This window comes from Qipengyuania sp. ASV99, assembly GCF_047872805.1.
Classification (GTDB): domain Bacteria; phylum Pseudomonadota; class Alphaproteobacteria; order Sphingomonadales; family Sphingomonadaceae; genus Erythrobacter.
In genome coordinates, this window is sequence record NZ_JBLQUK010000005.1 from 122,771 (window position 1) to 136,384 (window position 13,614).

Annotated in this window: 7 protein-coding genes; 4 read left to right on the forward strand and 3 right to left on the reverse strand. The window is 58.0% G+C overall.

What is annotated here, in order from left to right; genetic code table 11:
* Positions 1-80: 80 nt before the first annotated feature.
* On the reverse strand, positions 81-1,061 hold the full coding sequence (locus tag ACM64M_RS08175) for a tetratricopeptide repeat protein (RefSeq protein WP_416228186.1): 981 nt from the start codon (positions 1,059-1,061) through the stop codon (positions 81-83).
* Positions 1,062-1,169: 108 nt separating this feature from the next.
* Between ACM64M_RS08175 and ACM64M_RS08180 the strand changes: the two genes are divergently transcribed.
* From ACM64M_RS08180 to ACM64M_RS08195, 4 genes are read left to right on the forward strand one after another with little or no spacing between them, the layout of a single operon-like run.
* Positions 1,170-3,698: a cyclic nucleotide-binding domain-containing protein gene (locus ACM64M_RS08180; RefSeq protein WP_416228187.1), complete on the forward strand. Its 2,529-nt coding sequence runs from the start codon at positions 1,170-1,172 to the stop codon at positions 3,696-3,698.
* Positions 3,698-4,567, forward strand: a complete 870-nt coding sequence (locus ACM64M_RS08185; RefSeq protein ID WP_416228188.1) for a hypothetical protein — start codon at positions 3,698-3,700, stop codon at positions 4,565-4,567. The genes ACM64M_RS08180 and ACM64M_RS08185 overlap by 1 nt, the downstream gene beginning before the upstream one ends.
* A gap of 10 nt (positions 4,568-4,577) precedes the next feature.
* Entirely contained in the window at positions 4,578-6,365 is a 1,788-nt protein-coding gene (locus ACM64M_RS08190; protein ID WP_416228189.1) for a cytochrome c3 family protein, read from the forward strand.
* Between the two features lie 2 nt (positions 6,366-6,367).
* A complete protein-coding gene (locus ACM64M_RS08195) occupies positions 6,368-7,237 on the forward strand; it encodes a metallophosphoesterase (RefSeq protein WP_416228190.1) in 870 nt (289 codons plus the stop codon).
* A gap of 192 nt (positions 7,238-7,429) precedes the next feature.
* On the opposite strand, the gene ACM64M_RS08200 is transcribed toward ACM64M_RS08195, so the two are convergent.
* Positions 7,430-11,701 (reverse strand): hypothetical protein, encoded by a 4,272-nt coding sequence (locus tag ACM64M_RS08200; protein WP_416228191.1) that lies wholly within the window; start codon positions 11,699-11,701, stop codon positions 7,430-7,432.
* On the reverse strand, positions 11,701-13,614 hold the full coding sequence (locus tag ACM64M_RS08205) for a hypothetical protein (protein WP_416228192.1): 1,914 nt from the start codon (positions 13,612-13,614) through the stop codon (positions 11,701-11,703). Before ACM64M_RS08205 ends, ACM64M_RS08200 begins: the two co-directional genes overlap by 1 nt.

The window sequence follows — 13,614 nt, forward strand, 5'->3', positions numbered from 1 at the left end:
CGTCCATTTGGGCGCCCCTTTTTGTATCTGACGCCGTTCTTGCAGCCGAATTGAAGCAGATTGCAGCAGGATTGAAGCGCTTACCTGACGCCGATCTGTTCAGCCTGGCGGCGCAATTCATCCGCCTCGCCCGGATTGGCGGCAATTGCTGCGGCGAGCGCGGCGCTGGCTTTCGCCGGTTCTCCCAATGTCATGCGGCTGCGCATCAGCATTACCCAACCATCTGGATTCTTTGGATTATCCTCCAATCGCGATTCGAGCTGAGCAACCATGCCTTCGGCCATGCTGCGCTGTTCGCCGGGCGGGATACGGCTGGCCTCTGCCACTTGCTGTGCGGTCGGTCCACGCAGATTGGCCGAAGCAGCTTCACCCGCCGCGCTGCCCGAACCGGGAACCAGCACCGCCGGAGTGCGCGATCCCAGCACAGTGGCAAGTCGCTGTTCTACCTCGATATCATTGATCGCACCGACCTGCTGGATCGTTCGCACCAGGTCATCTTCCCACGGAGCGCCCGGCGGCGTTTCCGACAACAGCTCAAGCCATGACGAAATTGCGCCGTCGTGATCCTTCGCCAGATCCTGCTTTACCGCCATGAAGTATCGCGCGCGCGGATCGCTGGGGTCAAGTTCGAGTGCTTTTTCAAATGCTTCCAGCGCGGCAGCGGGCAGTGGGTCGCGCTCGCTCGCATAAGCGCGCGCTTCGCCAAGTGCCGACCAAAGCACCGCTTCGCTGCCGTCAATGGACACCGCACGTTCATAGGCCTGAGCGGCTTCGGCAAATTCGCCGCGTTCGAAATGCGCAAAGGCCAGCTCGCTCCACGGCCCCGCGTCGCCCTCTGATGCCTCCGCTACGGCGCGCAATTCATCGATTGTTGGCAGCGCACCGTCAGCAGATACGGCTTCGACCTCGCCATCGTTGCCGGTATAGACGTTGTAACCGATCGAACCCGCAGCGAGAACCGCGGCAGCCCCCAGCAAGATCCAGCCTGCCTTGCCAGCGGTGCCCCCCCCCGATTTGCCCTCGGGAGAATCCTCAATCGAATTATTTGTATGTGATGACATGAGATTTTCACTAGCAACCGGCGCAGAAAACGGCAATTGTCTCTGGCATTGGAGGACACTTTCCTTATGGTGGGAATTGTGTGAAATCTATCCAAAGGGGGGGATAGATTGTCGGACTTGTATAAAGTCGCCATTATTGGCTCCGGCCCAGCCGGATTGAGTGCTGCGGGCCGTGCGGCCGCGCTGGGCCTGTCGCATGTGCTGCTCGAAAAGACAGATCATCTGTCGGACACAATCTATAAATATCAGAAGGGCAAGCACGTCATGGCGACGCCCTCTAATCTGGTGTTGCGCAGCGATCTCGATTTCGACGCAGGCAAGCGTGAGGCCATTCTTGGCACCTGGGACGATCAGATCGACGGGCACAAGGTCAATGTAAAGTACATGGCGGAGGCCAAGTCGATCCGCGGTACCGGAGCGGCCATCCCCGACAGCGTGCACACCATTGTGATGCGCGCACGCGACGGCAGCAAGTCGGTCAAGGAAATTCAGCGTCACGCCCCGCCCTATGCGATCGAGCTTACCAATGGTGAGACGATCATGGCGGAAAACGTGATCCTCGCCATCGGCACGCAAGGCAATCCCAATCGGATGCGCTGCCCCGGTGCCGACTTGCCGCATGTCCAATATCAGCTTGATGATCCAGCAGAATATGTCGACGAGCATATTGTGATCGTAGGTACCGGCGATGCGGGAATTGAGAATGCACGCGGGCTGGCGGAAGATCCGGCGCAGCGCAACACCGTTTCGATACTCAATCGTGGGACCGATTTCCCCACCGCCAAGGATGCCAATGTCAAGGCGCTGATGGCCGATCATGAGGCGGGCAAGCTCACCATTCGCACTGAGAGCGAGACTCATTCGATTGAGCCGGGTTTCATCACGCTGACCACCCGCGATGGCGAATTGCGCATCCCATGCGACCGGATTATCGCGCGGATTGGATCGGCCCCTCCGCGGATGTTCGTGGAAGAATGCGGGATCGAATTTTCCAGCGACGATCGCACTGCTTTCCCAAGGCTTTCGCCGGTGTTCGAATCAACTGCACCGGGCATTTTCGTTATCGGCGCACTCGCAGGTTATCCGCTGATCAAGCATTGCATGAATCAGGGCCATGACGTCATCGAGTTCATCAACGGCAACACCGAGCTGAAACCAGCGGACGAGCCGATCATCGCTGCCAAATTCGCCGGGCTCCCTGGCAACCGCAGCACCGATGAATGGCTCGAATTCCTGCGCACCAATGTGTCGATCCTGAACGGCATGAATCCACTGCAGATGCGCGAATTCATGCTCGATTCTGACGCTCGATTCTTCCGTCCGGGTGAAGAAATTTTCAAACGCAATGCGCCAGGATCATCGTTGTTCGGGATTGCCAGCGGCTCAGTAGCGGTGGAGGTCAATCCGGCCGATCCTTCGTTCACGATTCCTATCGAACAGGGTTCGATCTTTGGCGAAGTCGGGCTGATTTCGGGTCGCCGCCGGGGCGCCACAATCCGCGCAGCAGAAGACACGATCGTGATCGAAATCTCCCGCCTTGCTGCGCTCAAGCTGCAATCCCAGGTGCCCGCCGCGAAGAAGGCAATCGAGAAGATTTCGATCGAACGGCAATTGCTCCAGATGTTCGGATCGGGACTGACGCCCGGCGACGTCGCCGAGTTGGTCGAATCGGCGCAAGTGATGGAAAAGCGCGCGGGCGACATCGTCATCACCGAAGGCGCGGACGACAAGGATGTATACATCATTCGGCGAGGTTCGATGATCGTCGAAAAGCAGATCGGTGATCGGCCGGTGTTCCTGTCATACCTTCCAGCGGGCAGTTATGTCGGGGAAATGGCCGCGATTGACGGATCGGTCCGCACCGCCACCGTTAAGGCAGCGATCAAAGCCGAGGTGATTCGCCTGCCCGGCGACAAGTTCGCTGCACTGCTCGACAAAAATCCTGCCTTGCGTGAAAAAGCGATGAAGGAGATGGATGGGCGCCGCAAGACCAACGCCTTTATCGAAAGCCGCAAGGACGAATTTTCGAGCGCAGTCGATCTCTATTCCGAAACCGCGCAGTTCCTCGTCGACGAAGGCTTGGGCGAAGCGACCGATGTGCTGCTCATCGATGAGAAGCTGTGCATTGGCTGCGACAATTGCGAAAAAGCCTGTGCCGATGCACATGAGGGCCTCTCCCGGCTCGACCGCGAAGCCGGCCGTACCTACGCGCATCTCCATGTGCCGACCTCGTGCCGCCACTGTGAACACCCGCATTGCATGGCCGACTGCCCGCCCAACGCGATCAAGCGCGGACCCGATGGCGAGGTTGTGATCGACGACACCTGTATCGGCTGCGGCAATTGTCAGCGCAATTGCCCATACGGCGTGATCCGGATGGACCCGAAGCCACCCAAAAAGCCGTCACTGCTATCGTGGCTGTTCTTTGGCAACGGGCCGGGACCGGGCGAAGCGTCCTACAAATGGCGCAAGGAACACGGCGACCCGCAGCAGCCCAAACAGGCGATCAAATGCGACATGTGTTCCGGGATTGATGGCGGTCCGGCCTGTGTCCGCGCCTGCCCGACAGGCGCGGCAATCCGCGTGTCACCCGACAAATTCCTGACCTTCACCAAACTGACCGAGGACGTTGAGTAATGGCGACGGCTTCAAAAAGCAGGTTCAGTCAGGATGAACGGCGGCGCAATGCCGACCACGTCAGCTTTCTGAAACACAAGAAATTCCGCTGGCTGTGGATCGCGCTGCTTTTGTGCGTGGTCACTGGACTTGGCTATGCTCTGATCGATCAGGAACCGCGTCCCAATGGCGGCAGCTGGTATGGCTATACGCTGGGCACAATTGGGCTGGGCCTGATCATCTGGCTGTCGCTGTTGGGAATCCGCAAGCGCAACATTTCGACCGGCCGATGGAGCCTGAAGGCCTGGACCAGTGCACATGTCTATCTCGGGCTGGCGCTGATCGTGGTGGGCACGCTGCACACTGGGTTTCAGATCGGGTGGAACGTTCACACGCTTGCCTATATCTTGATGCTGATTGTCATCATCACTGGCATTTACGGGGTGATTGTCTACGCGACCCTCCCCAGCTCGCTGTCGACCAATCGCAAGGAAATGACCCGAGCGCAAATGCTTGACGCGCTCACTGCGCTCGACCGCCAGTTGGAAAGTGCCGCACAGCCGCTGGATCGCGATAAATCCAATCTGGTGATCTCCGCGCTCGGACAAGATGTGTTTTATGGCGGTGCATTGGCGCGCCTGACCGGGGCCTATCCTGGCTGCGCCACTTCTCGCGCGCTCAAGAGTTTTCCTGAAACGAACGGCGGATTGGCCGCGGAGGAGCGTGTGCGCACCCTACTGACCAAGCGCGCAGACCAACTTGACCAGATTCGCCGTCAGCTTCGTATTCGGGCGCTGCTCGAAATCTGGCTGTTCATCCACATTCCGGCGACCATCGCATTGCTCGCCGCCCTGCTCGCGCATGTCGTGAGCGTGTTCTATTACTGGTGAGGCCGGCGTCATGGCATTCCTGATCCGCACCATCGACTTTACAGCTGCCGGGCGTGAGATCATTCGTGATCGTACGCTAGACCAGAGCGAAGTCAGCATTGGCCGCGCGTCCGAAAACGACATTCATCTCCCCGATCTTGCGGTGGAGCAGCGCCATTTGCGCCTGAGCGATGCCGGGGATGGGATGCTGGCCGCTGAGGCTATTGGCGGACTTGGATTTGGCATCGACGGGCGCAGCGAAACAAGCGCCCGGATCGATCCCAACATTGGCGCAGAATTGTCGATTGGCTCATCGCGTCTGGCGATCTCGCGCGACGGCGATGGCCCGGTGCAAATCGTCATCAAGCAGGTCGTCAAGGACGAAGGCGCACACGATGCGCTGCAGGGGTTCGCTTTATCGAGCGCCTTGCCTAGCAAGCGCATAATGGCGTGGCTGTTTTCCGGCGCGATCCTGATTCTGTTGTTGTCGGTTCCGATCATCACCCACCTTGTCCGCGCACCGGTCGAAAACGACCCGGAAAATATCGCGGAGGGTCAAGTGCTTTTTGACGCCACTTGGAGTTCAGGTGAACTCAGCATGGCGCACCACGATCTTGAAGGTAATTGTGAGGCGTGCCACGCGACACCCTTTGTATCGGTTCAGGATGAAACCTGCCTGACTTGCCACGAGGAATTGGGCGATCATGCCAAGATGCCGCGCCTGGCCGAGGGCATGGCCCCGCTTAGCACTGGAGATGCGATGCAATGGCGGATCGCCGAAACTTTCGGAAAAGAAGGGCCGCTGGGCTGCGTGTCCTGCCATTCAGAACACGAAGGTCCGGTAAAGCTGGAAGCAGCGACCGAACAATTTTGCTCTGATTGCCACAATGAACTGGACTCGAGGTTGACCGATGTAAGTTTTGGCAATGCCTCCGATTTCGGCAAGAAGCACCCGCAATTCCGCCCGCAGTTTTTTACCGCCCATTTCGATAAGAAGCCGGTTCGGGTGTCGCTCGACAAGGCGCCCAAAGAGATGAGCGGGCTAATTTTCCCTCATGATGTCCACATGGATGAAAATAGCGGTGTCGCGCGTATGGCAATCAGCCTGTCCGAATATGGCGGTCCGCTGGAATGCAGCAATTGTCACGAGGAAGAGGAAGACAAGATCGGCTTTGCTCCGGTCGAAATGGAACAGGCCTGCGAAAGCTGCCACAGCCTCGTATTTGATCGTGCCGGGCCAAATTTCCGTTCACTGCGTCATGGCGACATCGATGATTTGATGGCCGACCTTGCTTCGATGGATCGTGGACCGCGCCGCCCAGTGGTGAGCGGGCGCGGGCGTCCTGGCCAATTTGCCCAAGGCGGCCCTTATTACTCAAACTTTGGCCGCCCGATGAGCGCGTATATCGCGATCAACCGCGCGCTCGAACCAACTGGCGTGTGCGGCGAATGCCATATTCCGACAAGCACCAACGGGCGCCGCGACCTTACCCCGGTCAATCTGCCGGACCGTTTCCTGATGCGCGGGCATTTCACCCATGAAGCACATGGCGACGACGTGGCCGAATGTGCTGATTGCCACACGGCCGACACTTCAAGTGAAGCAACCGATCTCCTGATCCCTGATCTCGAAAGCTGCCGTGACTGCCACCTTGGTGAAACAGCTGTAAAGACAGAGGAAATCGTACCGTCGAGCTGTGCGATGTGTCACGGTTATCACACTCCGACCATGCCATGGCGGCCTGAGGATCACCCTAATCTCCCCGGAAATGGCGGTAATGCATCTGTTGCTGCGATCCTGAGTAGTCTAAGACGCTAGGGATGGAGAGCCAGAAAAGCGGTGTGCTGATCGCACAGATCACCGACACTCATGTGGGTTTCGAACCCGAAGCGGGTGAGAACGAATTTAACTTTGTAAGGTTTCGCAATGTCTTAGGGCATTTGCTGAGCCAGCCGGTCCTGCCCGATTTGCTGATCCTGTCAGGCGACCTCACCGATGGCGGACTGCCCGATGGCTATGTCCGGATCCGTAACTTGATCACGGATTGTCCGTTTCCGGTGCATGTCATTCCGGGCAACCATGACAGCCGCGAAGAATTGCTCAAAGCGTTCCCTGATTGTCCAACCGCAGATGGCTATGCACAATATGCGATTGATTGCGGCGAGCTTCGCGTGGTGTGCCTCGATACACTTGAACAAGGGCGGCACGGCGGTGCCTTTTGCGAGATACGCGCCGCTTGGCTGGCGCGCGAATTGGCTGAGCACCCAGACACGCCGACCATCCTGTTTATTCACCATCCGCCGGTCGTTGCAGGAATTGACTGGATGGACCCCAGACCTGAAGAAGCGTGGTTCAAACGGTTTCATGACACAGTCGCCGGGCACAAACAGATTGTATCGATCCAGGCGGGTCATTTGCATCGCCCGCTCTATAGCACGGTTGAAGGCATCCCGCTCAGCGTAACCCCCGCGGTTGCGCCTGCGGTTGCTCTGGATTTGCGCCCGCTGGATATCGACATAGCGGATAAGCGACCGATTGTGGCTGCGGAACCGCCATTCTACAGCCTGCATCTTTGGCGAAACGGAGTGCTAGTGTCGCATTTTCAGCCGGTCGGCCATTGGCAGACGCTTGCCCGGTTTGAAGACCACCTTAAGCCGATGATGAAGGGCCTGTTTGCCGAGCGCACGTGATCTGATTTCATGCGAGGCTTACGAATTGTCGCCAGAATCCTTCAACCCAAACCGATGAGTTCATAGCGCGGAGCGCGGATCGGCGCACATATCCCTTGCGCGGGGACCACCTGTGCTGACTTGGCCGCGATGTTCAAGAGTTGCAATCGGCGACCGCAACTAGGCACACGCTCGCGATTTGCTAACCCCCGGTCATTCCCCGCCGAGCTCGGCCGCTTCTGGTTGTGCATCCATATCTGCATTGCGGCGCAGCGGTCCGATATCGCGGCCAACCCAGCGGTCCATATTGACCTCGTTGGTGACGCGCCACGGAACGCCGGATCGGGTCATGAACAATTGCTCCATCTCCTCGCGGGTAAAGGGACGCGAACCTAGTCGACCGAACACCGCCATCTGTCCGCCGGTTTCGTCGACCGCACGGTCACGGTCGAGCCCCTTAGAAAGCGCAATTGCGGGCGACGGGGTTTGGGCCCAAGCGATCAGCTCGGGAACCGGAGCTGGGCTAAAACCATAGAAATTGCGCTGACTGTCCGGACTGGTGAGCTGTAACACCTTCATACCATTGCGCCCATCGGCGACATAGGCGAACAGCGATGCGTTGGTGGATGCAACGATTACATCTTCCGCATCGTTCAGCGTACCGTCCAATGTCACCTTTTGCTGCAACACTGGCGCGCGTGGGTTTTTCACATTGAGGATTACCAGCCCGTCTCCCTTAGCAGCGACATAGGCGTAGGTCCGGGAAACATAAATCCTGCGCGCATCGGCCAGCGCATAGGTGGCCTCTGGCACAGCAATCGGATTGCGCAGATCCGTGACATCGAACAATTTGACGCCTTCCGCATCGCTGACCCAAAGGTAACGGAACTGGATCGTGCTGGCGCGGGCGTCGCTGAGTTCGCGCACAGCTGCCAACCTGGGCGATTTGGGGTCTGAAAGGTCGACCACCACCAAGCCGCGATCCGACGTGATATAGGCGACTTCACCCGCAAGATGCACATGTTTCGCACCGGTCAGCACGCCGCCCGGGTTCCACGCGTCTGAACCATCGGCATATTCAAGCCGCTCAAAGAAATTGTCGCGGAATTCGCCATCGGCAAGCGTGTTTACATCGACCAGCACCAGTCCCTCGACCGCATCGGTTACCACCGCATAATTGTAAATCGGCAGGAACGCCTGCTCCTGATTCACCTCGCGCATTTGCGGTGTGTTGCGTTCCGGGGCGATCGGCTGATTGGTAGCGAGCGCCATGCAGGTCGCGTTTTGGGTAGGAATATGCGTGTCATGTCCCAGTGGTGAGAAAGGAGCAGTAATAATCCGCTCCGATACGCCTTTGTTTGCAATCGAAGCGACGTCATAGGCGCGGAAGCCTCCGCGTCCTTCGGCAACGAACAGATATTCGCCGCGCATTTGCAAGCAACCAACCCGCCCGGGCGTCGCTTCGTGAACATTGACAAACTCTTCGAAGGGCTTGGTTTCGCCAGAAAGATCCTCGTCAAAGGCCTCCCCGCGCACCCAGTTTTTCAGTTCGCGGTCATTATCCTCGACATGCATCCGCCAATAGTCGGGATAAGAATAGCGGTGCAGATAGGACCCGATAACGGCTTGTGGTTCCTCATATTCGGTGACGCGCACCGCAGTCAGGCCGCCTTCGAGCCCAGTCCATGCGTGCATCCCGACAAAATTGACATAATTCGTGCCGAGCAGCAGCAGCTGGGCCATAATCGCATTGTTATCTTCCGCTTCGGAAAGGTGACAATCGGTGCAGGTCTTTGTCTCTGTCAGGCGCACAGTATGCGGGAAATGCGGTGCAAACGCCTGGCTTGAGAATCCAATCGCAGAGATTGGCGGCTGCTGTACATAGATGCGTTCACGGTTGATATTGGTCGATGACAGCACCAGCGCCGATGACGAACGCACCGGAGCGGTCTGGTTGCCCTTGGTCGTCTGATGCACACCAAGCTGGAACATCTGGTCGCGCGCTACTTGCGGGTTGTAACTGGCAAAGTTGCGAGTCTCGCCGCCTTCATAACGGTGCGATTTGGTTTTCCAGTTTGCTTCGATCGGCAAGTGACAGCCACCACAGCTGGTTGTCCATGAAAGGTGGCAGGTGAAACACGCCATTTCTTCGTTTCGGTGCGCACGGTCGCCCTCTTCGACGCCGCTGCCGAATTCAAACCGGCCCGTTTCCGCGCCGTAACGGCTCATTAATTTCGACCGTGCAGCCTTGGCGTTGAACACCGGTGTTGACGGATCAACCGAATCCTTGACCAGGCTCATTTCCCACTCCAGTTCAGGATCGACCAACGATCGCTGAATCAAGACGCGGCGGCCCTCAGCGTTCTCACGCCATTCAAACCGGCGCTCCCCATCGGGATTGCGCAAGAGTGCAAGGTTGTGACCTTCGGGCGGAGCCGCTGGACCGCTGGTCCGCAGGGTTGGGTATTCATCGGCAGTCCCGTGGCAATCCTTGCACCCGATTTCGATGGCGTTGGCCACTTCACCGTAGATCAGGCCATTGCCATGGGTGTCCTGTTCGAAGTGACAATCCACGCATTGCATACCTACCTCGGCATGGATGCTCATCATGTGCACGGCTTCACCGGGGTTGGTGCCGGGTTCGACAAACTGCCCTTCTCCATCGCGGCGCCAGCGCTGACGCCAGCGATTGTCGTGATAGGCGGCCTCTTCTGGCGTGTCGCCAGCTTGCGACGGGCGTAGGATTTCGCCCTCAGCATCAAGCATATTGCCGTCACGGTCGCGTTTGAAGATTGCACGGAAGTTCCAGCCGTGGCCGTGATAATCGGCAAATTGGGTGTGTTCTGCAGACGGGTTCAGATCATAGACGTTGCGCAGGAAATCGACATCGCCCCACAATCCGCGCGCCGACGCCGCTTCGGGATTGCGGTCGAGGATTGCGCGCACTTCCTCTGCCGTCGGGAAGCGCTGCGCTTGGTAATATTCTGCATATTCCTCATCGCTCATCCCTTCTGGGCGAGGTGTCGCGTTCTCAGTGCCCGGCCACATTAGCGGCGCGTCGCTCTCGTAATCCCACATCGTATAACCGAGATAGGAATTCAGAAAGATGTTGGGCTGGTGCATGTGGCAAGACATGCACTGCGACGTCGGGATCGAGCGGGTGAAGACATGCTGCAACGGATGCCCTGATTCGCGCACCGGCGCTTCGCTATGGCCATCGCCATTGTGGTCATCATAGGTCTCACCCGGCTGACGCAGACCGCCATGGCCGGATGAATGTCCTGCATCGCCATGATCTTCGCGCATCTGGGTGTTGATCGTCGGGTCGACGGTAATCGTCTGTCCATCGCGTCCATGCTGAGCATAGACCAGCGAATGGCGTGGTTCGCGGTCATTGGCATAGACCACATGACAGCTTGCGCAGCCGGAGTGGCGATAATCACCCGGCTGATCATTGGTGCCCATGAACCACGTAAACGGATCGTTGAGCCGGGTCTTATGGATGTTCAAAGCCGGGATTGCCACGCGCAGGCCAGTGGCTGGACCGCGGTTCGACTGTTTGAGATCGGGCCGGCCAGGTTCCTCAAGCCGCTGGATCAGGCCAGTCGGGTTGGGCAGGCCAATTTCCGGGAACTGCGACAGGATATTGCGTCCACCGCGCTCAAACACACGGAACACGTCGGCAGGCGGGATCACATGCCACGTCGGCAGCGGATAGAGCTGCGACAGCACACCGCGCGCGCGCTGTTCATCGGACAGCTCGCCTTCTTCACCTTCGCCCGGAGACGAGATGACATTGGCAATACCGCTAACCGTGGCGGGATCGCCGCTGCGAGTGTAGGCTTCACCGAGCATGTAATTTTTGAAGGGCAAGATGCCGTTATTATAGGTCGCACCGCCCCACAGCATTGCGCCGGTCGCCATGATCGACCGCTCCGCCGCTTCGATCGATTGGATATGGCACGACCCGCAGGCTTCGCGGGCAACGCGGTAATCCGAAGGGTTCACGAATTTCACAAATTCAGGCGATTCCTGATTGAGCAGCGCATAGGATCGCTGCGGGTTCGCCGATGAGGGAAAATGCCAGCTGCCGGGATATTTGGGCAGCACATGGGCGGAATCGCGCGCGGCGACATATTCGGGATGGTCTTGCGGCAGATCGGAATTGCCGCGTACGTTTGCATTACCGCCGTGACAGTCGGTGCAGCCCAATCGCACCGCCGGGGTGGTGTGCATCGTCGGTGCGTCGGTCTGCAGGTGGCAGGTGTAGCAGCCCTCTGATTTCGCATCCATGTCCGCCTGCGATTGACGCGCAGGTGCAGGCGGCGCGGTGACAAGACTGTAATCGCGATAGGTCGGCTTTTCCTTGTCCGCTGCCTGCGTTTCCGATTGGAACACAGACAGGCCCAGGATCAGCGTAGCGACCGCAAGGAGCGCATAACGCAGCGACAAACGGCTTTCGGTCGAGATGAGCTTTCCTAGCATCAGTATGTCAACGTCACATTTGCAAGGACGGAATAGAATGCGTCCTGGTTGCCAAGATTGTCGAACAGGTCCTTAAACCCGTCGCCCGCGACCAGCGCGGCGCCCGACAGACGAAACACAATGTTCTGCGTAGCCTTTGGCCGCCAGATTGCAGAGGCCGAAAGATCATAGCCGATTTCTTCAGGGATCGTTCCTTCAATCCTCAAATTCTCCAGCGTGGTGGTGTCTTCGAACCAGAGATGGTTGGCATTGGCGCTGATACGGAATTCAGGGGTGAGATCGAAATCCGCACCCACTCCGATCAACCACAGGCCGGGATTGTTGAAGTTTGATTGCCCCTGCTCTTTGGAAGAGCGCAGATTGTTCAAAATGCCGTTGCGGCTGTTCACCGAAATGACGCGCCCGCCGCCGGCAAAGGGGATTGTCTGGCGGATCCAGTAAGATGTATCAGCCCCCGCAAACACCGGGTTTTCGAATATCGCATCGAAACCGGTTTCTTCATTATCATAGGGATCGCTGTCGCCGCTCTGGTAAAGGCCTGAAAGCCGGAAACGCATCCAGTCACGGTCATAGCTTAACTCAACAGCGCCGAATTGGGCGTTGATATCGGCAGGTTCGCCGGTGAAGGTGTTGTTGCGATCCTCACCCAGCGCCCAATAAGCGCTCGCCGTGATGTTGATCCGCCCGATCCGGCCATCGGCATTATAGCCGATATAAAACACGTCATATTCGCGTCCACGCAAATCGCCAATTAGCGCAGGTCGTACTGGAAACCCGTTATCGTCGATTTCGATATCGTCAGCTTCGCGGTTGCGGTTGTAGGCGAGCGTAATCTGGCTGGTCAGCGCCGGAATCAGGAAATCCTGGCGATAGAGATTGGCGATGAACACCAGATCATCGCGCGGGCTCTGAACAACCGAATTAAGCCCGCTGTTGGTGTCTTTTTCAAGCCGCCAGAACGCAGCAAGGTTGAACTGCAACCGGTTGTTGTCGCGGTTGCCGAACAACCGCACGCCCAATTGCTGATCGTTGAACAGAAACCCGCGAAAATCAGCCTGAAACGGCTGAATCCCAGCGCGCACCGAGATAAAATCAAACCGGTCATTGTCGTATTGGGAGAAGTGGTAATCGACGAATGCTTCCTGCACGCCAAGGAAATGGTCGAGCCGGTGGCTTTCGCGCGAGGGTTCGACAAACAGCACCCGGCGTTCAGGCACATCGACATAATTGACATTGTAGGCGAATGTCAGCCGGTATTCGACCGAAGGCGGTTTATAAGCGGTGCTGCCCTTGAGCAACGCAAAACCTGCGATGAAAGTCTGCGAAAGAACGGTCGAGAAATCGTTGCCAAAAACATCGAGCCGGTCGGGGTCCTCGGTCGTCTGGATGCCGACCGGAATCGGGAAAGTGCGCGGCTCATAGACCGTATCGCTGATCAGGTTGGCGACAAAAAACCAGTCATTGCCGGTAATCGGCAACCACGGCACCTTGGCCGGGTTGATCGGGCGATCGCCCTTGTATGTGTTCTGGTTATAGGGGTCGAAAATGTCTTCTTCGATAATCCCGAGCCCTTCGATCAGACGCCACCGATCAGGAATCGGGACTTGATCGGGTGAAAAGGCTTGCGGCGGCGGCGCACGGATCGCGCCTTCGTTTTCCTGCTCGATCTCATCGGGCAGCGGCGAATTGAAACCGGGCCGCTCACGCCCGTCGATGATGTCGCGGTCAAGCGGTTCGGGATCAGGATTTGCGGTCTGGTTCAGCCCTTCCGGCGCGTCTTCAACCTGACCTTGCGGCTCAGCGTCTTGTTGCGCAGAAGGTGGGGCGGCAGCCGGATCCGCGGCCACAGCGGAGACTTCCGCAATAGCCAAGGGCTGCGACAGGATGACCAACGGTATCAGAGAGAAAGCCAT